This is a genomic window from Leptolyngbya sp. AN10 (genome assembly GCF_050565645.1).
Classification (GTDB): Bacteria; Cyanobacteriota; Cyanobacteriia; order Leptolyngbyales; family Leptolyngbyaceae; genus Leptolyngbya.
This window is the reverse complement of the sequence record NZ_JBNXVP010000018.1, coordinates 87,655-109,855: the sequence shown is the minus strand read 5'-3', so window position 1 is coordinate 109,855 and position 22,201 is coordinate 87,655. Positions and strand designations below refer to the sequence as shown.

The following is a 22,201-nucleotide window of genomic DNA, read 5'->3' as shown; positions in this document are numbered from 1 at the left end:
ACATTGATCGCCTTAGCAAATCACTTCGGCTCCGTCCGGTGAAACGCGAATGCCTTGGGAAAATCTTCATAAAAAAGTTGGGCGACATCCCCTACCAAAAGGATACCGCCCGTTTTTTATGCAAATGTCTATACAGACACAAACAACATGAAAATCGTTTGCTTGAACTTATACTAACACAACCTTTTTCGACGTGCAAGATCGAATATGTGACAGTTACAAAACTGATTCGTTACTCAACACTATTTCGATCGATTCAATGAACCAGTTGTACAATAGAAATATGCAAGCACTACCAAAAAAGCTTGCAATGCAAATGACTATAGAGACAATGACATGACTAACATTTCAGGCAACGCTGTAGGATTCGGCACAACGATCGGTAAAGAAAACTCGTCGTCGATCGTATTTGCGAAGAAATCTGCAAGTGCAGCAGCAAACGCTAAAGGATTTGACAATTCAAGACTGGCAACCAATGACATCAACGAATTTGGTTCAGCACTGTTCGATAAGTTTGTCGTTGAAGGCGGCTGGTATTTCGAGTTATTTTTGGATACTTTCGGTATTCATCGTGACGTAGAAACGACTTCCAGTGGAGACGTAACCACTCCAATTCATGATGCACTCAACTGGCGATATCGACGCTTCAGCTACAACGCATCAAAGACGTTGCTAGGGGGGTTGATCAAGGATTACAAGGGCGACACTTGGCAAGTCGTGACAAACCGCCCTAACGGAAAAGGACGGTACTACTGCTGTGCAAAAGGTGAAGGTGCAAAAGCACTTTTCTTAAACACTGAATCAAACGGGATGCGACACTGGCACGACGTTTTTGTTGATCTGACTACACCAATCGTCATCACAGAAGGCGCGGGAAAAACAGGCGCTTTGATGACGTGCGGATATTACGCCATTGGTTTGTTTGGAGTGCAATCATTCACGAAAGATGGTGAGCTACTTCCTGACTTGAAACAGATTGACTGGAACGGACGTGAAGTAGTGATCGCGTTTGACGAAGACGAAAAGCAGAAAACCCGGATCACAGTTAGCAAGGCGACGTTCAAGCTTGTCAAACTCCTTGAAGCTCAAGGTGCAAAGTGCAGAATTGCAGAATGGCATCACGCAGAAGGAAAAGGGATTGATGATGTAATGGTGCAGCAGGGCTGGAAGCGAGTCGAAGAAATCATCGGTACAGCCCCCGAAACTGATGTTGCGAAGTTGACGCTGTACTTCGATCGATGGAAGTTACTTCGCAAACCCAACGTCAAAGTGAACGCCAAATACCTTCCTGACATTGCTTTCCCACAAGCAGGTGCAATCTTTCTGAAATCGCCAAAAGGTACAGGAAAGTCGTATCAGTTGGCGAACATCGTGAAGGAAGCGATCGACAAAGATCGACGAGTGTTAAACATCACTCACCGCATCAACTTGGGGAAAGCACTTTGTCAGGATATGGGATTACCGTGGATCGATGATTTGACTTCACCCACCAATAGTTTTGGATTGTGCATCGATAGCCTTCACCCAGAAAGCAAAGCCAAAATCAACATTGCTGATTATGCAGGTGCAACAGTCGTCATGGACGAAATCGAACAGCTTTACGAACATCTCTTGAACTCACGTACCTGCAAAAACAAGCGAGGTGAAATTCTCAAAACCCTGCGCGGACTGTTTCAATTCGTGATCATGACGGGCGGAAGAATTGTATTCGCTGATGCTGACTTATCGGACTACTCAATCCGCTTCTTTCATGAGCTAATGGGTGAAGTCCAGACTGAAATCTTCGTGGTGCATAACGCCTATTCAGAAGGCGGATATCGAGCAGTTGTGTTCGATCAACCCGCACCAAATCATTTGTTAAATGAGGTTGCAGCAGCGTTTCGTGACACCGCAGCAGACGAAGACACTGGAAAGCCTAAAGCACGTCTTTACGTGGCGTGTGACGCTCAAAAACATGGTAGTCAAAACGGAACAATCAACCTTGAAGCTTGGTTCGGAAAGAAATTCCCGAACGCTCGAATCTTGCGAATCGACTCGAATTCGCTCGGTGACAAAGACCATCCAGCGTACAAGTGCATTGATCGGATCAACGAAATTATTCTAGATTACGACATTGTAATCACGTCGCCTTCAGTGGGAACCGGAGTCAGCATCGGTAGCAACGATCGGGCAAAAGAACCCACACCCTTGTTTGGGGCTGTGATTGGCGTATTTAACGGAGTGATTGCTGAAAACTCGATTCGTCAAGCACTGATGCGAGTAAGAAACTTGAGTGTGCCCCGGTTTGTGTGGGTTGGACGGGCGATCGGATTTAGTGGAAACGGAGCGGTGACGGCATCAGGACTAATCAAAGGATTGCGTGATGTGGCAGATTTCATTAAAGCTGGAGTAGAAAACCTAATTTGGGGCAGTCTGGACGTAAAGAATGCCAGCTTTGACACATTGGGGATTGACGGGTGGGCGCGGATTGCTTCACGTCGAAACCACGGGCTATACAAGCTGGAAGAAACACTGATTCTAGGATTGCAAGGTGAAGGCTGTGAAGTCGAAGTGGTCACAGAAATCGATGAAGTTGATAAGGATCTCGCGAAGTTTACAAAAGTCGAGCGCAAGCGAATACGACTAGAAAAGCAGCGGAAATATTGTGAAGCGGTTGCCAATGCCCTAAATCTCAGTGAAGAAGAATACGAGAAACTGAAGTTTGCTGCAAAGACCGAGACTGAGCAACATTCGATCGTCAAATATGACTTGCGAAAGCTATATGGCATCGAACCCACCCTCGGTTTGGTTGTGGCACACGAAGAAGATCGAGTGTACGGAAAGTGGAGATTGAGGTTTGCATTTCAGAACGGAGTCGAAGCCGCAAAGAAAGTTGATTTCAAGTCGCTCGACTACTTCGCAAAAAACGATGGAACACTTCAAGATTTGCGGTTGCTTACTGCTAAAGTGATGATTCTGAACCACTTTGAAATCGATAAATTGTTAGCTGATCGCGACCGGGAGTTTCTAGCAACCGACGAAGACGTGATCAAGCTGGCAAAAATGGCGTATCAGCATCGTGACCATCTCAAGAATGTGTTGGGAATGACGTTGACGGATCGAGGGCTGGACGAAGACGGCAAAGTGAAAAAACCGATCGACGTTTTGAAATCGTTCTTTAAGAAACTCGGTTTCGATTTGGAAAGCGATCGCTACCGTGAAGATGGTCAATTGGTTCGCGGATACATGATCAAAGAGGATGCCCCCGAATTGAATCAGGTGTTTGCGGTGTGGCAGCAGGATTTAGACGCTCGGTTACGCGAGTTTGATCGAGATGTCAAAGTTTCCGAAATCAATGCTAAGAAGGCGAAAATTGAGGAATTGAAGCAGAATCCGAATTTTGTTGAACTTGCAACTGATTGGGCAGAAGCATTCAAGTCTGGAGTTCAAGATTTGGTTGCTGAAAGCTGGTTGGTCGGACTTTCTCAGGATTTGCTGAATTTGGCGATGGAGATTCCGTCGTTTGCGGCATCAGTCAATCGCGTCAGAACCGTTTAACAGTTACGGGGTGTTCCAACATTTTTTGTTCCAGCATTCATGTTCTCTAAATAAGAAACAGAAAACGTTGGAACGCCTCGATCAGCCAAGCATTCCCAATCGGATTTCGACGTAATTCCCCAATAATTGAAATCCTGAGCGATCGCCACACGATCGGCGTTCATTACCCACCAGCAAATCGCCAATCTGTTATCATCGTTGCCGTGGTGTTGTGAGTCAGCACCTAACCGCCGCACAACTTTACGGCAACGATGATTCAACTATGCTCAAAGCTTTCCGTTGATCGCTAAAACGATCAGCAAAAAGAAAGCACCCACGATCGTCTGCTCGATCAGGAGCGCTTTCCTTCCACCGTATAAAACCTGTTCCAGCATTTCAGCAAACATCCCGGTTGTTTTGTTTTGGGGAATTTCTTTCGCAACCGCCCGTTTGCACCAGTACCGCACTGAACTCACAAATAATGCGTAAATGCGCTCCAAATAGCCGTCTCAACCGCGTTTGGCTTTTCGTACCGCAATTCGTAAAACTCGTTGAATTTCGCCACGTCAGACCCCGGCAGACCATCAGCTAAAACACGATCCAACCAAGCTCGATCGCCAGAGTCTTCGAGTTCAGCGTCCCGTAATTTTTCGATTTCAACTTGCAATTGCTCTCGGTTCAACGGCTTGAAAGCAGATGGCTCCGCTCCAGATTGATCGATTGACTTAATTTCTCTTAAGAAACTCATTGCTTTTCCCCCTGCTGGACTTTCCGCATTCTGTCATTTACTGCATTTTACCAATGAGATTCTGATCGCTTCGATCTTCACGTCGATCGATGGAGAGTGGGGACAAGCGAAATCTACTCGCTTGTTCGTGTTCATATCGCCACTCAAGACATTGCGTTAATGAATCGCTTCCATAGCGATGTCACACGGTTGTTGAACGTCTACGAAAAGTTTTCTGCGAAACCAAGTTTTAGCAGTGATCCGCACGATCGCCCTCAGTGTTTCAAATCAGCAGAGGGTGAACTCAAAGCCTTGGAAGGAGTATGTGGTTCCAGTGGATGAGGTTGAGTGGCTGACTGGGTATGACTTCTTCGAGAATGTGGCTGAATCGGTTCAGGAGGAGATCGAATCCGAAGCGAGTGAAATGGTTGGTACGAATATGCCACAATTTGAAACACCCACCTTTTAATGACCAATCGGAGCATTCCTATGCAAGTCAACGAGCAAGGTCAAGTGACGATTCCAGCAGAAGTGCGAGAACGCTTAGGCTTCGTACCGGGAACTGAAGTCGAATTAGAGGTCGTTGGCGACAAGCTCGAAATCCGCAAAAAATCCAGACCCGAAAGCATCGAAGAATGGGTTGAACGGGTGAAGGGTTCATCAACGTCGGGGATGACCACCAACGAAATCATGCAGCTAACCCGTGACGATGACTGATGTTCTGAACGACAGCAATCGCGATTCAGTTCAGATTGCGTCAGTTCGATTGATTTTGATCTTTTTTCAAAACCCGTTTGTTGTACTTTTCTTCAATTGCTAGTTGTTCTTCAGGCGTTGGCGGAATGAAGTTGGCGGGGTCAGGTATCTCGAAGAAGTCTTTCACCTCATCAACCGAATCGAACAACTTCACATCATTCAATTGATGATCAAGATCGAACACCACAACTTCGTTTGGATTCAGTGATCGGATCAACATTTCTCCAATTTTCTCATCGAGGTCATCACCTGCGAAATATAGAAGGTTCCCGTCATGAACTTTCACTTCGATAATCTTCATCTCAAGTGCGAGTTCTTGAAATTCCTCCTCTAGCTCATAGTTGTGCTGGAAACCGATGACCGTTGACGACCCGATAGTTAAAGAATCGTAGGACTTGATTGCTAGTGCCATTACAACCCCCGTTAAACATTCTGAGACGACAGAGTTAATTTACCAGATTGCTAAAATGATCGAATCAGTAACACAAAAGCGATAATCTGAAAAGTTAAACACCGGAAAACAAATGATACTGAATGTATAATGCTGGCTAGAATCTGGTATGAACACTTTTGTCGCTCTAAAAAACACACTTCTAGCAACGGTTTTGAAACACACACCTGACTTTGGGGTAGTAGGGGTCGTGGGTTCAAATCCCGCCGCTCCGATTAGATGAAAGGGTTGAAGGCTAAGGCTTTCAGCCCTTTCTCTTTTGGACTTCAGCAATCACCTAATTCTCAATAAGAGCGTCATAGAACGTCACTTCCGCTAGGTGGATCTCAGTAATTGGTATGAAACTGGTATTCATGCCTGACCCGTCTGATTGGTCAGAAAAGCTAAATACCAATTTGCAATAGAAAAATGGCGAAGGTGAAAGTTGGGGCGCTTAAAGGGAATTTGAGACTGCGGTGGTCGCATCAACGGACGAGGTATTGCTTGACTCTGGGATTAGCGGATAGTCCTCGTAATAGAACCATCGCTCAGATGAAAGCCGATGATATCGATCGAGATATCGCTTTGGGACAGTTCGACTCGACGCTTGTGAAATACAAGCCTGAATACGAGGCGCGGCAGAACATTAAAGTCGTTGACCTATTCGAGAAGTTTATTGGTGCAAAGTCAAAAGAGATCTACGCTCAGAGCTTAGTGAAGTATCACGCGTACGGGTTGTCGTCCAGGCGAGGCGATCGCACTGCGTTGGAAGCACGTTGCAGAGGATTGTTCTTCGGTTTGGATTGGTGAAGCTTATTATCGTGGAAGTCTGAAGCCAACTAAGGTGGTTATTTCAGGCACAAACCACCTTCCAAGAGAGTGTAGCGACCATTGACCGCTGGTTTGAAGAAGTGACCAACTACTTTGAGCATCATACGATCCGTGGAGCCGTTGAAGGAATTAACAACAAGCTCAAGTTGATTAAGCGGTCTGGCTATGGATTCAGGAACTTTGCCAATTTTGAGTTGCGCTGTCTCATTTGCTGGCACTTAGATTTTACGTCTGCATAACTCAAGCGATAGACCCCATGATTGTCGATTGCTTAGGGCATTGGTGGCGTGACCATCAAGATGAGTATCAGCATCTCGACGAACTGATGATTGATCTTGCTGGGGGTTCTGCAACCCGCAGCAATCGCACCCAATTCATCAAGCGCATGGTAGAGTTTGCTCAAATGACCCATTTGCAAATTCATCTTGTCTACTACCCGCCGTATCACAGCAAGTACAATCCAATTGAGCGCTGTTGGGCAGCCTTAGAACATTACTGGAATGGAACAGTCCTTGATTCTGTTGAGACTGCGATCCACTGGGCGACAAACATGACTTGGAATGGAATTTCTCCGGTCGTCCATCTGCTCGATACGGTTTATGAGAAAGGCATTAAAGTTCCGCTTCTAGAACTTGAAGAACGCTATCTCCCGTTCTGGTTATGCTCTGAAACTTTGCCCAAATGGGATATCACGATTATTCTAGCATAACTGGTACTCTATTTGATTGCACACCCCTTATTTTGAGTCACCAAAGTGAAGAAGTGAGAAGAGAGTAGGAGAGGGGTTGAGTTTAAGCTAGAGTTTTGAGATGAGAGCGATCAACTGCGATGGAGTGACTGAAACTGCGATGGCGAGACAAAAGAAATCCAACAAAGCTCTCGATACTGGGCAGCAGATCCTAAATGCATTGACGCAGCAGGAAATTGCTCAACTCCTGAATGCTTTATTTGAGGTCTTGCCGCCTGACTTACAGGAGAGATCGCTAGCTCAACTTTCCGAAGACACGCAGCAAACAATTCAGCGCATTCTCGCTCCCTCCCCTGCTGCTGATCCGCCTCAAGCTGGTGATAGCCCAATACCGCATTTGAACACGAATTTGAGCCGAATGATGGATTTTTCTCAGCCTTGATGGAAGTGGAAGAAGAAGCCTCCTGTAGTTTGGAAGATTGGATGGAAATTACAGACGGGCTGTTATTAGAACATCATTTGACGAATGCCTTGTTGCAATGGGAGTGGCTCTCTGCTCAACAACAGCAATGGAATGCTTATCAGTTTGCTGAACACATTCGAGAATGCGAACTACAATTTCGGCAGATAGAACTGAAGCGTGATGCTGTATTTGATTTTTTCACGCAGCTATCTGAATTAGAACAGCAGTGTATTCTAACAGGGCTTCTGAGCGATGCAGAGACAGCTAAATGGCAGCAAGAGTTAAATTCCACTTACTCTCACTGGCATCGCCTCTACTTGTATCTGATTGAGCGCTATGCGCCAGAACGCTATTTAGATAGTTTAGGAGATTTATCGAAAACAAATTACCCGCTGTCTTCGGCTTCGCTCAGTCAGCTAGAGATCGCGCCCTGAGCGAAGCCGAAGGGCAGTCAAGCGGTAAGCTCTTTCGTAGAAATCTCCTTACGTCAGACGATTCCGCAACGCTGGGAAAATGGCTTGCTCATTCTCGAAGCGTTGCTAGCAGAACAAAACTATAGCGAGAGTTTGACTATCGTTCAAGAAACTCTCCAGGCGCTGTTGAGTTCCAAACGAAAGGAGATAGACTGGTTGCCCGAAGCAACGCTCTTGATAGCGGCTGTAGACTTCTTGTATCAAGAGGAACAGAAAAATGCGAGTCAGTTGCTATGGTACTACCGACAGGTTGCGGAGGGACTCAATCAAACTGAACGATCGAATGCACTAGCAGTTCAGCAGATTGCGATCGAGCAATGGTCGGATTGGTCAGCGATGTTTCAAGCTTTCGCGGATATTCCCCTATCTAACTCCACGCATCAAGCGCTGTTTCGATCCTGGCGCAACTTTGTCGATCGTAGAACCAAACCCAAAGCTTGGGGACTCTATGGCAGACCTAAAAGTGTTGATACCTGGTGGGTTCTGTGGTTAATCGACAGTATTGCAGATCCTCAAAAGGGCGCAACCTGGTTTCAGCAAACTATTACCGATTGGCTGTCCGATCTTTCTGGTGATGAACGTCAGTTAGGTGAGAACTACGATGTGCTGAGGCTGTTGACCAAAGATTTGATCGAAATTCAGAATAAGGGGAAACGGAAATATCCTCAGTTCTACGACGTAGTGATTCGTCCCAGTGAGTCTGTGATGCAGAGTAATCCATCACGGCAAGCCTATCTACAACAGTATGCGCCTGCTGATTTACTCGATCAGGTGATGAACTATTGGAAAGTTCATTTGAAGTCCTTTGTCCCCTCACCAGAGTCTGCGAAAGGCTCTTACTATGGAGAGCAAGCTCGCTGGATGGCAGCATTGAAGGAGCTTTCTCTTAACGACTATAAAACGCTGCTATCCCACTGGCGCGAGGTGCATCGACGGCGCAGCAATCTGTGGAAAGCGCTGCAAGAATTAGGACTGAACTGATATGAATGTTGAGGTAATGATCGTCCGGAGTTTACGATCGTGATGCTTTATGATTGAGTCGGTTCTCTGTAGTGTTTGTCATGACGGATGCGAATGATTCGATTGATCACGACCGTTTATTCAAGGAACTCATCTCTACATTTTTTCTGGAGTTTCTCGAACTCTTCTTGCCAGAGATGAGAGCCACCATTGACCCCAACTCCATTCGCTTTCTCCAGCAGGAGTACTTTGCAGACCTTACGGCTGGGGAAGACAAGATCATCGATCTGCTCGTTGAAGTGAAACAACTGGGCGAAGATGCCGTTTTCATTTTCCATCTCGAAGCCCAAGCGTCCCCAGAGTCTTACTTCACCCGACGGATTTTCTTCTACTTTGCGAGGCTGCACCAAAAGTTCCTCCTGCGAATTTAGCCGATCGTCATTTTCTCCTTTGACCAGCCCTATCGTGAAGAACCGCATACCTACAGCGTCGAGTTTCCCAATTGGAAAGTGTTGGAATTCAACTTCAAATCCATCCAATTGAATCGCCTCAACTGGCGGGATTTTCTCAATCAGCCGAATCCAGTGGCAGCCGCTTTGATGAGCAAGATGCGGATTGCGATCGAAGACCGTCCCAGGGTGAAAGTTGAGTGTCTACGATTATTGGCGACTTTACAACTTGATCCAGCCCGGACGAGATTGATCTCAGGCTTTGTGGATACATATCTGAAACTGAATGCGATCGAGACTCAGGCATTTCAGGCGGAGATTGCTAAAATTGAGCCAGAACGGAGGGAGGGCGTGATGCAGATTGTCACCAGTTGGATGCAAGAAGGGATCGAGCAAGGGATCGAGCAAGGGATCGAGCAAGGAGAGCGATCGCTCGTTCTGCGTCTACTCACCAAGCGGGTTGGAACCTTGCCGTCTGAAGTTCGCGATCGCATTGACCAACTTCCGATCGATCAAGTAGAAGCACTCGGAGAAGCGTTATTAGAGTTTAGGACGCTAATCGACCTGGAGACTTGGCTTTCACAGTGATTGTGCGATCGGTGTTGAAGGGCAGTTCCGCGTTGATTTGCTTCGTCGATCGCACTCCATCTTCTCGGTTGAGCTTCGGAAGTTCATGCGTCAGCTTCGGAGGTTCATGGTTGAGCTTCGGAAGCTTAGGGGGTGAGTGTTGGAAGCTCAGAATTTAGCTTTGGAAGCTCAGCGATCGACTCTGGAAGTTCAGGGGGTGAGCTTCGGAAGTTCGGGGATCGGCTTTGGGAGATTGTGCGATCGCTCTGGAAGCTCGTGTTTCAGCATTGGAAGCTCATGGGGTGAGGATTAGAAGCTCATGCGTCAGCTTTGGAGGGTCGAGGGTGAGCTTCAGAAGAGGAGCGGGTTATTTGGGGTGCGATCGTCATCCCGATTCTGACAGTCTCAATTCTAAAGAGAGGTTTAAATCTGCTGGCAGCATAAGAGGGAGCGTTTTATCATGGCACTGATTTGACGGATAAGATTTAGATTCGGGATCTTAGTTGGCAGAAATGACGAATAAGATCTCGCGTAGGGACGTAAAGCAGCAAGAATGCAGAGTATTGTCCTGATCTGGGATCTTAGGCTGCATCTCTGATGAATAACGTCCTAATGTGGGATCTTATCCAGCGAAGATGCAGTCTAACACCTGATCTGGAATCTTAGAGGGTGTTTGAGAAGTATGGAAAGATTCTTCACTGCGATCGCGTTCCGCCCGTGATTAGAAATCACGGTCTATCGGAGAAAGTCCACTAAAGGGGACTGAAAGCCAATCCTCAGATAATCTTCAGTCTGTTTCAACAGACTTTGTTCCGATAGCCCCGAATTCCATTCGAGGGGCGATTCAGGCGATGAACGATGACTTTTCAAACATCCTCTTAGACTGCAAAGCAAAAGAACGCTAATAAATTTGTTATGCCGGAGTCAAAAGCCCTTTAAATCATTTAGAAGACAACAAAGCTACTGATAGTATTGTTAGATAAGAAATAGTTAAAGTATGGCACTATCACCAATTTCGCTAATATTTCTCACCCTGCTTCTAGTGATATGGATGGCATTTTCGTTCCGAGAGATAATAGTTTTATTAAAAAAACTCGTAACAGGACTTTTAAGTAAGAGATGGCACTTTACCGAAGGGATAATTGTTATGAGTAGGATACTAGATGATTGTGGAGGTCTTAGAACAGGTCCAAACTATGGAATAGCATTCAATTATAAATATTCAGTCGATGATATGATTTACCATGCTGGTTTTGAAGTGCGGGGTTTTTATAGCTTTGCGCTTGCAGAACAAGAACTAAGCACAAGATATAAAATGGGACAAAATCATAAGATTTTTTATAATCCTAAAAATCATCGGGAAATAGTGATGACTCCTGGCATAAAGGGGACTGACGTTAGTTCATTGTTTGGATGGATCGTTGCGTTCTGTATGTCTGGTGGTTGGTTAGCTTTAATGATTATAGCTACATTGCTCAAGTGATCCTTGATTGCTCACTGCTAGAATTACGGCATAACAACCCGATTGGAGCAGACTTACAAAGTTTTTGTGTTTATCGTTAAAGTTGATTTGTTGCCGCTCAACAGGAACGTTATCCGAATTTTAACCGATCGCACTTCTCCCCATCGCGATCGCTCTTCAACTCCCCACAAGAATCACAGAATTTATGGAAGCATCATTTCTGTGCAACTAACCTTCACGCGAATGAATGATCCTGAACTGCAAATCTAAGCGCGGAGAATTCTAGATGCGATCGCTTTCACCCCAAGAACAACTAACTCCCGCTGATGCCGAGGTGATTCTAGAGCGTTTGCCAGACCGCATTCGAGCCGCCCTGATTGCCCGTGCTGCGAAAATTGAATACCCGATCGAAGCTGTCCTCGAAATGGCGATCGCAAGTTTCCTCGACACCGAAGCATTAGGGTTCATCGATTGCAAACCAGGACGCGGGCAGTAAGACCGAAAACCGATCGCACTCCTCCCAATCGCGATCGCACTCTCCACCCTGGGAACGATAAGCTCATGTTTACTAGATTCACCATCTTTTATGAGCAACTCAAAAACAAACGGCAACGGCACAAGCAACGGCAACAGCACCCCTCAAACCCTTCTGCCCTCCTTCTCCGCCGACACCTTCGGTTCCACCAGTGCTGAACCCTTGAGCCAAAGCGATCGAGACACGATCCTCCAACTGATCACCCAAATCAACACCCTTCTTCCCTTCCTGCGCGACCTCAGCGCCGAAGAACGCAAATCCATGTTAGGCATGGGCAACAAAAACCGCATCTTCGCAGGCAAAGTCTCAGAAGTCATCCAACAAAAATCCGACTTCCTCCCCCGCTCCTTCGACATCGACCAATTCAATCAAGACTTAGCCACCTTCGATCGACTCTCTACAATCTTGATGGCACTCAACCAACTGCGAGATCTCGTCGATTCTACTGCGATCGCCATCGGCAGCGAAGCCTACGAAAACGCCCTCACCGCCTATCGTCATGCCAAAGCCAGCGGACAAGGAGCCAGCCTCGAAGCAATGATGGCAGAAATGTCTCAACGCTTTGCCCGCAAGCCCAAGCAAAAAACAGACGAAAAGCCCGAAACAAAGGAGTAATCCCGCCCTCCAATCAGGTGTTAGGAACCCGCCTCCGTTCCTGCTCCCTGTTTGAACGTTCCGCATCATGACTTAAACCACGATCGCACGTCCTCGCTTCAATCCATCCTCTGCGATCGAAAATTAACCTTACCATTTCAGCAATTTGAGCAAGCAGCAGAGGAAAAAGATGTAACTTGATTGAGGAACCTAGCTTCTACTGGGCGACACAAATTCTAGTTTTTCGTGGGCTTTCTCATGCGCTCTACTCTAACGTTGCGGCAAACGTTGCTTTACAGTTGCACCTCGATCGGCATCAATTTGATCAATACCTCTGTTTCCACTTGGCTGCTTTACTACTACGCACCGCCGACTACCGGGGGGACACAATATCTTTCGATCGCCGTTGTCGGTACCTTGCTCGCGATCGGTCGAGTTTGGAATGCCATCATTGATCCTTGGATTGGACACTGGAGCGATATCACCCGCAGTCGATGGGGACGACGAAAACCCTTCTTGATCGGTGGCAGCCTGATCACGCTAGTCTCGCTCCTGTTGCTTTGGATGCCTCCGACTGCACAGCCCAGTCTGCTAAATGCGATCTACTTTCTCACGATGACGATCGTTTTTTACACCGGAATTAGTCTCGTCGGTGTTCCGTATGATGGCAGCTTGGCTGAAGTCGCAACAACAGCAGTGGAGCGGGTTCGCCTGAGTATGTGGAAGAACATTTTTGGAATTGTGGGCGTGTTAGCAGGTGCAGCGATCGCAAGCGTGGTTTATAGTCGTTGGGGTGCGGTTGCAATGGGATCAGTCATTGGCGTGATCGGACTCGTCACGGCTGCACTGACGGTGCAAGTGCTTCCAGAGCGACCAAAGCACAATTCCATCGCAGCAATGAGCTTTGGGCAAAGTCTTCGCGCTACGCTACGGAATCAACCCTTCTTGATTCTCTGTAGCTCGACGATTCTAGTCCAGACTGCTTATGCAATGTTGCTATCGAATCTCCCCTACTTTGTCACCCTGATTCTGCGTGAACCAGAGGCAGCAGTAGGACGCTATCAGGGAATTGTGGTGATTGCGATGCTGATTGCTGCTCCCATTTGGAATCGGTTGAGCCACATCTACCGCGATCGTGCATTGCTGCGAGTCTCTTTGCTAGGATTCGCGCTCACCAGTGCGCTACTGACCGGGGTGGGATGGCTTCCCAATGTTTCGAGCGGACTCCAAGCTGCGATCGTCTTTGGGGTTCTCGGTCCTTTTTTGGGCGGTTATTTTGTCCTAATCTACGCCATGATGGGAACGGTTGTCGAGCAGGATGCTACTGTGACGGGACAGCGACGAGAAGCCTTTCACTATAGTATTTTTTCTTTCGCAATTGGCATGGGATTGTCGTTCTCAACGCTGATCATCCCGTTCATCTTCTCCCAGTATGGTTATACGCTAGAGCATCCGACAGGAGTTCGGATTGTGTTTCTGGTTGCTGCGGTGCTTGTGATGTTAAGCGTTGTAGTCCTCCGGGGCTACCAGTTGGCTGACCAGTTGCGGATGCGGTATTGAGGCTTCATGGCAAGTTTTGGTGTGGTAATTGAAACTTACCATCTCTTGCCCTTCCGCAACCCCTCATTCATGCAACAACGCTTAGAGATGGTCAGGATTCCGTCAAGACAGTTTTTGATGGGATCAAATTCGAGTGTTTGAGACTGCGATACATCACTGTTTAACTAAGATAGTTCAGTTCGGTCGTTAACCAGTCGCGGAACATTCGCGCTAGAATTTCCTGGTGTCGCTCTGGTGTTAGCTCTGCTGGAATAAACTCTTCTACCATCAGGAGATGAGCCGCTTGATCGATCATCATCGGAGCGATAATCTGACCGGGAGGAGTGCTAAACACGATCGCAGAAAGATCAGGTTTAAGATTCCAGCGATACAGCTTTCCTTCATAACCACATTGATATCGACGGACATCATCGGTATCGTAGAGATGTGCGGCTTCGTAAAAGCTAATCTCTTCTTCCTCGATCTGATAAGCAATTTCCTGTGCAAGCTGCAAATAAGGCACAACAATTCGATAGAGCAGGACTTGATCAAACTCGGAGCAATTCTCGGCGAAAAATCGTTCTACTTCTTTAGAAAATAATGCTTGAGCGAGTTTCTCAGCATGTAAGCGATCGCGAATTCCAGCTTCCCAGTCTTCTGCACTTACCAACTGATCCGAGAGCCATGCCAAGGTGTCACTCGCTTGAAACAATCGATTCTCATAGCGCATTCGGTCGGCTTCAACCTGAATTTCTGCGGGGGTAACAGTGATCCCTCTGGCTTCGATCGCTTGGTCGATAATTTCTTGGTGAGCAATCGATCGATAGATGTCTTTCAGTTGCAAGCTCTTTCTCAGCGCAAAAATGATTCTACTGGGTTCTATGATTCCTCCCTTAAAGCTAGTCATTGGCTTACCCTTAGTGCAGTTTCAAATGATGTTTTACCAAAAAATTTGCGGAGAGCCATCCCCAAACTGGTTAATCACGATAAAGATGGGCATTGAGATGTTAGTTGAAATGGCGGTATTCCCGATCGAGGTTCCGCCGATGTTTGCCACAGTTGCAGAAGCGGCTGGATTGATGTTTAAAGCCTGTAGAATCGGTTGAAATAGGGAGAATAAAGAACGCTGGCGGGTATTGCTGCGGTAGCGTAGATACCGTCGTCCTCCTTCTAGGGTCGATGCGTCAACCTCTTCTTCTACATAATCCATATCGGCAATGATCATGGTTACTGTCTCCTCAATCAGGAATGGTTAGAGTGATAAAGTTGAAAGATAGATCTCCGATTCTGTTGAGGAGTCGGAGACCTAGTATGTACGAACCTAAACTGATGCGGACAATCAATCTATGCACCAAGAACGATCGCGCCCAAGCCAGCCGTGTTGATCTGCAAGCTGCCACCGCTTGTCATTGAGGTGCTACCACCAGGACCAGAAGTTGATGCCGTTTGCATCAGGGATGTGTGTTGATTGAAGTATGTGGTGTTGAACGACAAGTCAAGACCACCTTCGAGGTCGTGCGCTTCAGCGGTGATTTCTTGATAGCTTAAGTCTGTGATAATCATGTCTTTCTCCTTTGTAATTCGGTGTTTTTGTGGTTAACAACTCTTTTGAAGCTGTTATGTATAAGATAGCGATTTAAGCTAGTAAATAGGGGGTTTTTTGCTGTTTATGTAGCCAATTTGGCGTAGTTCTTTTACGAGTCAGATTGAGATTTTTAGACAGCAAAATAGCACGTTCAAGCTTATGAACGTGCTGAAAGTAAATCTTCTCGATCGCGATTTCTAGAAAGTCCAAGAGCTTAAAGGATTCGCTCCTAAAACAAGGGCACTTAGACCAAAGGTAGAAATATCTAAACGTCCAATATTTGAAAAAGCAGAGCTTCCATTTGGACCCGATACCGCGCCAGTTTGAAAGACTGACATCATCTGATTGTATGCTGTTAGTGTTGCTGCCCAGTCTGTTCCACCTTCTAGATTCTCTAAATCAACTGAAGTTTCTAGTTCAGCCAGATCTGTGATTAACATGTTGCCCTCCTTGAATATTAGAAATAGCGCATTTATGCAGAGAAATGCGCTATCTATGCTGGACTTTAAGAGTAGAGTAGCAGGGAAAACTTGAAAATTACTCTATCTCGTTGCTGCGAGAATTAAGCACCCAAAACAACTGCATTGAAGCTGTACGTATCGATCTTCACATGCTGAGCATTGGTAAACGAACTACTTCCACCTGGTCCAGAATTCGAGCCAGATTGCATGACGGAGAGAGCTTGCTGGAACTTAGTCGCATTAATTGTAAAGTCCACGCCACCTTCGAGTTCATTCGCTTCTGTCGTCACTTCTTGATAGCTGAGATCAGTGATAATCATGATGTTTCTCCTTTGTGATTCGATATTTTCTTGGATAACAACTTCATTCAAGCTGTTATGTATAAGATATCGCTTGAATTTTAGAAATAGAGCATTCTTTGCTGTTTATGTAGCCAATCTGGCGCTGTTTTTTGAACGGCTCCCAATTAAAAAACAGCGGATTTATCATCTTAAAATCCGCTGTTTCATCTCGCTTATTCTCAATGTAAGAGGTTATAGCCTAATCTGAAATCGGTCATACTCTTGCATCATCCGTACAAACCAAAGAGGAAGATTACCCCCATGCGGACTGCTTTCGTGGGACTCGATCGCTTCTACGTAAGTCAAATCTTTGATTTGCGTTGAATTTCTCGATCGAGCCGCTACCATTTGCGCCGATTCACTAGCAAACATTCGATTTTCTTTCATCAATCTGCTATATGTTCGATGCGGAATAAAATGAATCGGATTGTATCCCGCAAAGCGTAGAATCAGCACACAAGCCCAAGAGTAGCGACCTTCAGTAATCGCTTCAACGACTTGGCTAAACTGTTCAGGACTCATCACTTTGTTGCGCGGTTGCGAAGAGCTACTGCGATGAATGATCATAGAAACTTCCTCAGAATCACATTATTAGGAACTACAAACTAAGCCCACCTTTCTGTAACTGGCGGATCGGTTCAAGCAGCATTTCAGAGATCGTGCGTCGTCGAACAATGATTTCGGCGGTCGCGGTTTGACCTGCTTTTAGCTCGATGCGCTGGGCAGGAGTCGAGATGGAATGTCGATCGAGGGAAATTTCAACCCGGTACACGGCTCCGATTCGCTCATCGAGCTTGACATCCGGAGACATTGACACGACTTTGCCCTCAAAGATGCCATAGTCCTGATACGGATAAGCATCAAACTTGATTTGTACTTTGTCCCCAACCTTCACAAAGCCTGCCTCTCGTGTGGGTAGCGCAGCAATCAGAATTAATGGTGCAGTTTTAGGAGCAATCTCGGTGATTGTTTGACCTGATTGCACCACCTCGCCACGATTATGAATGTTTAGAGCCGATACAATTCCATCGACCGGAGCTTTCAGCGTAAGTTGATTCAGTTCAGATGATGCTTGCTGGAGTAATTTTTCGCTTTGCTGCATTTTGGCAATTACCTGAGTTCGCTGTACGAGCAATTGTTGAATGGCTTGTTGGGCTTGAAGCTGAGCATTCTGCCCTTCTGCATACTTTTGAGCTAACCGCGCTCGTAGCTGCTGAGATTCTGCAACGATTTGCTGCAAGTCCGATCGCATTTTTTGTGATTCCGCGATCGTTTGCTGAATCTCGCCTGCTTGCTGCGTAATTGTGCGTTGTCGCTCACCAAATTGTTGCTGTGCTTGAAAGAGTTGGTCTCTGGCTAATGCACCTTGATCGACTAAATACTTCCATCGAGTGAGCCGCTCTTGTTGGTTGCTGGCATCTTCTTGCAGTTGAGCGAGTACGGCTTGATTGATGTTCGCTTTTTCCTTGACTTGAGCGATCGCAGTGTCTCCTCCTTGCAGTTTGGCTTGAACTTGAGCGATCGTGGCTGTGTGAGCGCGAATCTCGGCATCTGAAATTGTGAGTCGCGTTTGAGCTTCCGATCGCGTTTTATCAATCAGATTTTCAGTTTGCAACAGTTCTTTTTCATAGCTAAACTGTTCTTGGCGCAGTGCTTCTACCCGATTCAGTGCGATCTCGTTCTCTAACTGAGCAATGACTTGCCCTGCTTTTACAGCTTGTCCTTCCTGAACATAAAGACGAGCAATCTTACCAGAAACAGCGGGATGAACTTTGTAAGTGTCCCCTTGTGGGATTAACCGCCCCTGCGCTCGTCCGACTTCTTCGATTTGGCTCGTCGTTGCCCAAGCCCCGAATGCAGCACAGAAAATTACACCGCCAACAACAAGTCGATCTGGCAAGCTGGGAGGAGGTCGATCGAGAACATTTTGCAGCGCTGCAGACCATTTTTCGGCTGGAGACGATTGCTCTAGGGAACTAGCAGCGGAGTGGATTGGGACTTGAGGCATCACCGGATCAGAAGTAACAGTGCCGCCGTAGAGATAGGCAATCTCTGGAGGTTCATCAGGCTGGATGTGGGAAAAGCAATTGACTTTAGAGAACTCGATCGCGGGATTAGAGCCGTCTAAAGGCAAAGAATCAATCCGAATCGTCATAGTTTTGACCTAATACTAAAAATTTCAGTGATATAGATTTCTAGTCAGCAGAACAATCACAGTGAGACGGATGCAGCGTCGCGTTTACTCAAACTACAACATTGCACTATTTAGAATCGAGTCATTGTGCAGCGATTAAAATTGACTCGATCGAAGTTTCATTGTGACAGGATGATCTGAAGCGTTCTGATCATCTATATTTTGCTCTGAAGACTAAAACAATCTGGTAGCGCTATCCCTGTAGTTCTGACTAATCTTTATTTCTCAAAACAGACTTGTTCGGCGTTGTTATCTCTATTACAAAGGCTAACCTTTCTTGATCGCATTTTCAACTATTTTTATAAGTTGAGTTGTTGTCGAGCTAGTTGGGCGTACAGTCCTGATCTTGCAATCAATTGTTCATGAGTTCCTTGTTCTACGATCACTCCGCGATCGAGAACAATAATACAGTCTGCGTTGCGAACCGTTGAAAGGCGATGAGCAATAATAAACATTGTGCGATCGCGGCTGATTTGGTGTAAGTTTTCCTGAAATCGCCGCTCAGATTCAGTGTCGAGCGAACTGGTTGCTTCATCAAGAATCAGAATTCGCGGATTGCTTAACAAGGCGCGTGCGATCGCAATTCGCTGTCGTTGTCCCCCAGATAGCAAAGTTCCTCGTTCTCCCACCTTGGTTTGATACCCTAGCGGCAAGGTTTGAATAAACGCATGAGCTTCGGCAAGCTTTGCGACTTTTATTACGTCTTCTAGGCTGTACTGCGATCGATAGAGTGTGATGTTGTCCAAAATTGTGCCAGAGAAGAGAAAGCATTCCTGCGGCACAATTCCTAACTGTTGCCGAAGTGACAGCGGTGAAACGTGACGCAGTTCGGTATTGTCGATCGTAATGCGTCCGGTTGTGGGTTGATACAAGCTCTGAAGCAGATTTGCTAACGTTGTTTTACCGGAACCACTGCGCCCCACCAGTGCGATCGTTTCTCCGGCTTGTGCTGTAAAAGAAATGTTTTGCAGAATGTTGCGGCTGTCTTCTGCCTGATAGCGAAACGTTACATTTTCAAAGCAAACTTCTCCTTGAATGCGTGGCAGTGCGATCAGCGGCTTTTCCAAGCTCTCTTCGGGTTCAGCGCTAAAAATATCATCGAGCCGTTCAACTGATACCAGCACTTCTTGAAATTCATCCCACAAGCCAACCAGAGATAAAACAGGTGTGATCACGTTACCGATCATCATGTTAAATGCAACAAATTGCCCGATGCTTAATTGGTCTTGAATCACCAAAGTCGCCCCATACCAAAGTAAAAGCGTACTGCCTAAAAGATTGATCGCTGAGCTTGCACCTTGTAGATTGTTTGCGAGTTTCTGCCCGCGAAATTGAGCATTAAACATACTGGTTAGGTCATCTTCCCACTGCCAGCGCAATTCGCGTTCTGATGCGGTCGCTTTTACTGTTGAAATCCCGGTTAACATTTCCACGAGTGTTGAATTTTGCTTAGCGGATTCATGAAAGATCTGTCGCGACATCTGGCGTAGAAACGGGCTGGCAATCATTGTTAATAGAACGATCGGCGGAATGATTGCCAGCACCAAACAAGCTAACTGCCAGTTGTAGTGGATCATCAATCCCACATAAGCGATCGCCATAATCGCATCTAACCAAGCGGTAATGGCTTGTCGAGTCAGAAACAATTGAATCTTATGATTCTCTTGAACTCGCGTCACAATGTCGCCCACATGACGAGTCGCGAAGAATTGCAGCGGTAGATTCAGTGCGTGACTGATAAAACCACTGATCAAGGTCAAGTCAACTTGGTTCGAGAAAAAATCTAAAAGATACTGTCGAATGCACACTAAGCCGATTCGCCAAGCACCAAACAGCAGTAACCCTAAGATAAAAATCTGGAGTGTCGGTAAGCTTTTGTGAACAACGACCTGATCAAGAATGATTTGAGTAAAGAGCGGGGTCACTAAGCCAAAAACTTGCAGCAGGATCGAGGCGAGAATGATCGACCAGAGCATCGATCGATAAGGCATAAATGCGCCCATAAACCGCCCCAGAGAAGGCTTCGATCCGGGCATCGTCTGAAGTAAAGCGGTTGGATGCAGCAATAGAGCATACCCTGTCCAACTGGCTTGAAATTCAGCCGTACTGAGCGATCGACGACCCAATGCAGGATCAGATAGAATCACCCGATCGCGTTTGACTCGATACACCACAATATAATGATCACCTTGCCAGTGAGCAATCCAAGGTGTTGTTTGTTCAGCCAATCGATTAAAGCTCGATCGTACGGGTCGCGCTTGAAATCCTAACTTTTCTGCGGCTAATGCTAAAGCTTTGAGCGAGGCTCCAGATCGTCCAACTCCTGCTAGATTTCGCAGCATGTTGATGCTGAAGCGCTTTCCCCAATGTTGAGAAATCATCGCTAAACAAGCCGCGCCGCAGTCTGAACTACTTTGTTGAGCAATAAAGGGAAACTGCCCAAATCGACGGCGCTGCGTTCTAGGTTTTGCAAACTCGATCGTTGTTAGTTTTGATTGAGGCAGCGCGGGTTGCACCTTTGGCAAAATAGACGGTGCGGGAGATTGAACGACGATGCGCGATTGTCTTGCGGTTGAAGACTCACCATTCAAACGCGAGGCAATCGATTCTGCAACTTCCCAATGCTCGATCGCCAATTGATACACCTTGAGTTCAGTCGCTGCAATCCAGTCTGTCGGAACAGGCTGAGGATAACCCCAACTGTCTCCTACATTCACCGTTGAAACCGCTTGAATTTCACCCTGACGCAGCCAAAATCGCCCCGATTGAGTGGGAGTCACCTCAGCCAGATTCGAGCCTGCTGGAACTTGCATTTCGCTGAGGTAAGGTAAGAGTCGCTTCAGCGTATGGCTAGAGTGCGATCGCAGATCGGTCAGGACTTTGAGAAATAGCAATTTCTGTCGGGCTTGAACTGCATCAGCAACAAGGTCTTGCAGATGTGGAATCTGTTGAAACCACGAGGAAAGTTGCTCGATCGACAGTTCAGCAATTAGCCCAGGACTTGCCGCGATCGCTTGATAGGGGAGTGAGCGATCGTAGAACTGTTGATCTACACCCCACATTTCTCCCGCTTCTAACACTGCAACAGGATGACCTGAACAAATGAGACGAACCCTTCCTTGGCAAACAATGGAAAAGGGTTGAAGGATTGTCTGCTCAGGAGTCAACCGCTCACCTAACTGCATTTCACGCAAAACAAAAGCTTGAGCGAAATTGACGAGTTGTGGAGAACGATCGAGCAGTAGGGAAAAAAGAATATCACTTAAACCACGATCGATATCATTGGGAGAGTTAGAAAGTGAATTGCTCCCGGTCTTTAATGTGTGTTTCATGGAGGGCAATTTGAAAACGCATGACGATGTGATGAAGCGGTATCAAATGGTCAGTAATGCTTCCTTTATCACTACGGATTCTACAGATCCCTAAAGAAGTTATAAAACTTTATCGAGATCTTTATCCGGGAGTTGTCTGCGTCGATCGCTTTGCACCTAACCGGGCGCGAATTGACTTCTGCAGTACCTAGAACATTAAGCAGCGATTCTAATCCGTATTTCCCTCCCTGCGGCGAACCAGAAAGAGACGGTCATTACGGTAATGGAAAGATCAACAAAGGTTTTACGTTTCGTTACA

At 46.4% G+C, this 22,201-nt stretch carries 28 protein-coding genes and 1 pseudogene; 16 read left to right on the top strand and 13 right to left on the bottom strand.

Annotation, left to right across the window (positions count from 1 at the left end):
* Positions 1-336 precede the first annotated feature (336 nt).
* A complete protein-coding gene (locus tag ACQ4M5_RS24140) occupies positions 337-3,537 on the top strand; it encodes a plasmid replication protein, CyRepA1 family (RefSeq protein WP_430678241.1) in 3,201 nt (1,066 codons plus the stop codon).
* Here ACQ4M5_RS24140 and ACQ4M5_RS24135 read toward each other — a convergent pair.
* From ACQ4M5_RS24135 to ACQ4M5_RS24125, 3 genes are read right to left on the bottom strand one after another with little or no spacing between them, the layout of a single operon-like run.
* A complete protein-coding gene (locus tag ACQ4M5_RS24135) occupies positions 3,534-3,797 on the bottom strand; it encodes a hypothetical protein (RefSeq protein WP_430678240.1) in 264 nt (87 codons plus the stop codon). The two genes, ACQ4M5_RS24140 and ACQ4M5_RS24135, sit on opposite strands and share 4 nt — an antisense overlap.
* Positions 3,798-3,803: 6 nt before the next feature.
* A complete protein-coding gene (locus tag ACQ4M5_RS24130; protein WP_430678239.1) occupies positions 3,804-3,992 on the bottom strand; it encodes a hypothetical protein in 189 nt (62 codons plus the stop codon).
* Positions 3,989-4,264, bottom strand: coding sequence for a hypothetical protein (locus ACQ4M5_RS24125; protein ID WP_430678238.1), 276 nt, complete (start codon positions 4,262-4,264; stop codon positions 3,989-3,991). The genes ACQ4M5_RS24130 and ACQ4M5_RS24125 overlap by 4 nt, the downstream gene beginning before the upstream one ends.
* Before the next feature lie 235 nt (positions 4,265-4,499).
* On the opposite strand from ACQ4M5_RS24125, the gene ACQ4M5_RS24120 reads away from it, so the two are divergent.
* The gene (locus tag ACQ4M5_RS24120; protein ID WP_430678237.1) at positions 4,500-4,712 is read left to right on the top strand and encodes a DNA/RNA non-specific endonuclease; all 213 of its coding nucleotides are present in this window, start codon (positions 4,500-4,502) and stop codon (positions 4,710-4,712) included.
* A 20-nt stretch (positions 4,713-4,732) separates the two neighbouring features.
* A complete protein-coding gene (locus ACQ4M5_RS24115) occupies positions 4,733-4,960 on the top strand; it encodes an AbrB/MazE/SpoVT family DNA-binding domain-containing protein (RefSeq protein WP_430678236.1) in 228 nt (75 codons plus the stop codon).
* A 40-nt stretch (positions 4,961-5,000) separates the two neighbouring features.
* Here the strand turns inward: ACQ4M5_RS24115 and ACQ4M5_RS24110 are convergent, their stop codons facing one another.
* Positions 5,001-5,411, bottom strand: a complete 411-nt coding sequence (locus ACQ4M5_RS24110) for a hypothetical protein (RefSeq protein WP_430678235.1) — start codon at positions 5,409-5,411, stop codon at positions 5,001-5,003.
* Between the two features lie 447 nt (positions 5,412-5,858).
* Here ACQ4M5_RS24110 and ACQ4M5_RS24105 point away from each other — a divergent pair, with 447 nt between their 5' ends.
* The 6 genes and pseudogenes from ACQ4M5_RS24105 (at position 5,859) to ACQ4M5_RS24080 (ending at position 8,865) form a co-directional block, all read left to right on the top strand.
* On the top strand, positions 5,859-6,239 hold the full coding sequence (locus ACQ4M5_RS24105; protein WP_430678234.1) for an Arm DNA-binding domain-containing protein: 381 nt from the start codon (positions 5,859-5,861) through the stop codon (positions 6,237-6,239).
* A 65-nt stretch (positions 6,240-6,304) separates the two neighbouring features.
* A pseudogene (locus tag ACQ4M5_RS24100) lies at positions 6,305-6,499 on the top strand (transposase); the annotation flags it as partial.
* 17 nt (positions 6,500-6,516) lie between these two features.
* The gene (locus tag ACQ4M5_RS24095) at positions 6,517-6,969 is read left to right on the top strand and encodes an ISAzo13-like element transposase-related protein (protein ID WP_430678232.1); all 453 of its coding nucleotides are present in this window, start codon (positions 6,517-6,519) and stop codon (positions 6,967-6,969) included.
* Between the two features lie 100 nt (positions 6,970-7,069).
* A complete protein-coding gene (locus ACQ4M5_RS24090) occupies positions 7,070-7,390 on the top strand; it encodes a hypothetical protein (protein WP_430678231.1) in 321 nt (106 codons plus the stop codon).
* Complete coding sequence (locus ACQ4M5_RS24085; protein ID WP_430678230.1) at positions 7,387-7,845, top strand: hypothetical protein; 459 nt, start codon at positions 7,387-7,389, stop codon at positions 7,843-7,845. The genes ACQ4M5_RS24090 and ACQ4M5_RS24085 overlap by 4 nt, the downstream gene beginning before the upstream one ends.
* Positions 7,846-7,929: 84 nt before the next feature.
* Positions 7,930-8,865: a hypothetical protein gene (locus ACQ4M5_RS24080; protein ID WP_430678229.1), complete on the top strand. Its 936-nt coding sequence runs from the start codon at positions 7,930-7,932 to the stop codon at positions 8,863-8,865.
* 116 nt (positions 8,866-8,981) lie between these two features.
* Here ACQ4M5_RS24080 and ACQ4M5_RS24075 read toward each other — a convergent pair whose 3' ends face one another.
* Positions 8,982-9,383 carry a hypothetical protein gene (locus ACQ4M5_RS24075; RefSeq protein WP_430678228.1) on the bottom strand — a complete coding sequence of 134 codons (402 nt, stop codon included), beginning with the start codon at positions 9,381-9,383 and terminating at the stop codon, positions 8,982-8,984.
* Between ACQ4M5_RS24075 and ACQ4M5_RS24070 the strand changes: the two genes are divergently transcribed.
* From ACQ4M5_RS24070 to ACQ4M5_RS24040, 7 genes are all read left to right on the top strand, one after another.
* The gene (locus ACQ4M5_RS24070) at positions 9,384-9,881 is read left to right on the top strand and encodes a DUF4351 domain-containing protein (protein WP_430678227.1); all 498 of its coding nucleotides are present in this window, start codon (positions 9,384-9,386) and stop codon (positions 9,879-9,881) included.
* A gap of 132 nt (positions 9,882-10,013) precedes the next feature.
* The gene (locus ACQ4M5_RS24065; protein ID WP_430678226.1) at positions 10,014-10,166 is read left to right on the top strand and encodes a hypothetical protein; all 153 of its coding nucleotides are present in this window, start codon (positions 10,014-10,016) and stop codon (positions 10,164-10,166) included.
* A gap of 691 nt (positions 10,167-10,857) precedes the next feature.
* Positions 10,858-11,343, top strand: a complete 486-nt coding sequence (locus ACQ4M5_RS24060; protein ID WP_430678225.1) for a DUF3592 domain-containing protein — start codon at positions 10,858-10,860, stop codon at positions 11,341-11,343.
* 66 nt (positions 11,344-11,409) lie between these two features.
* Entirely contained in the window at positions 11,410-11,592 is a 183-nt protein-coding gene (locus tag ACQ4M5_RS24055) for a hypothetical protein (protein ID WP_430678224.1), read from the top strand.
* 16 nt (positions 11,593-11,608) lie between these two features.
* The gene (locus tag ACQ4M5_RS24050) at positions 11,609-11,818 is read left to right on the top strand and encodes a hypothetical protein (protein WP_430678223.1); all 210 of its coding nucleotides are present in this window, start codon (positions 11,609-11,611) and stop codon (positions 11,816-11,818) included.
* Between the two features lie 90 nt (positions 11,819-11,908).
* Entirely contained in the window at positions 11,909-12,472 is a 564-nt protein-coding gene (locus ACQ4M5_RS24045; RefSeq protein ID WP_430678222.1) for a hypothetical protein, read from the top strand.
* Between the two features lie 237 nt (positions 12,473-12,709).
* Positions 12,710-14,011: an MFS transporter gene (locus tag ACQ4M5_RS24040; RefSeq protein WP_430678221.1), complete on the top strand. Its 1,302-nt coding sequence runs from the start codon at positions 12,710-12,712 to the stop codon at positions 14,009-14,011.
* A gap of 160 nt (positions 14,012-14,171) precedes the next feature.
* Here ACQ4M5_RS24040 and ACQ4M5_RS24035 read toward each other — a convergent pair whose 3' ends face one another.
* The 8 genes from ACQ4M5_RS24035 to ACQ4M5_RS24000 form a co-directional block, all read right to left on the bottom strand.
* Positions 14,172-14,897: a peptidylprolyl isomerase gene (locus tag ACQ4M5_RS24035; RefSeq protein WP_430678220.1), complete on the bottom strand. Its 726-nt coding sequence runs from the start codon at positions 14,895-14,897 to the stop codon at positions 14,172-14,174.
* A gap of 33 nt (positions 14,898-14,930) precedes the next feature.
* Positions 14,931-15,215, bottom strand: coding sequence for a hypothetical protein (locus tag ACQ4M5_RS24030; protein WP_430678219.1), 285 nt, complete (start codon positions 15,213-15,215; stop codon positions 14,931-14,933).
* A gap of 119 nt (positions 15,216-15,334) precedes the next feature.
* Positions 15,335-15,553, bottom strand: a complete 219-nt coding sequence (locus tag ACQ4M5_RS24025; RefSeq protein WP_430678218.1) for a CTB family bacteriocin — start codon at positions 15,551-15,553, stop codon at positions 15,335-15,337.
* Between the two features lie 219 nt (positions 15,554-15,772).
* Complete coding sequence (locus ACQ4M5_RS24020) at positions 15,773-16,015, bottom strand: hypothetical protein (protein ID WP_430678217.1); 243 nt, start codon at positions 16,013-16,015, stop codon at positions 15,773-15,775.
* 122 nt (positions 16,016-16,137) lie between these two features.
* Positions 16,138-16,356, bottom strand: a complete 219-nt coding sequence (locus ACQ4M5_RS24015) for a CTB family bacteriocin (protein ID WP_430678216.1) — start codon at positions 16,354-16,356, stop codon at positions 16,138-16,140.
* A gap of 213 nt (positions 16,357-16,569) precedes the next feature.
* Complete coding sequence (locus tag ACQ4M5_RS24010; RefSeq protein ID WP_430678215.1) at positions 16,570-16,944, bottom strand: HetP family heterocyst commitment protein; 375 nt, start codon at positions 16,942-16,944, stop codon at positions 16,570-16,572.
* A gap of 31 nt (positions 16,945-16,975) precedes the next feature.
* Positions 16,976-18,532, bottom strand: a complete 1,557-nt coding sequence (locus ACQ4M5_RS24005) for an HlyD family type I secretion periplasmic adaptor subunit (RefSeq protein WP_430678214.1) — start codon at positions 18,530-18,532, stop codon at positions 16,976-16,978.
* A 338-nt stretch (positions 18,533-18,870) separates the two neighbouring features.
* Positions 18,871-21,903, bottom strand: a complete 3,033-nt coding sequence (locus ACQ4M5_RS24000) for an ABC transporter transmembrane domain-containing protein (RefSeq protein ID WP_430678213.1) — start codon at positions 21,901-21,903, stop codon at positions 18,871-18,873.
* Positions 21,904-22,201: the final 298 nt, after the last annotated feature.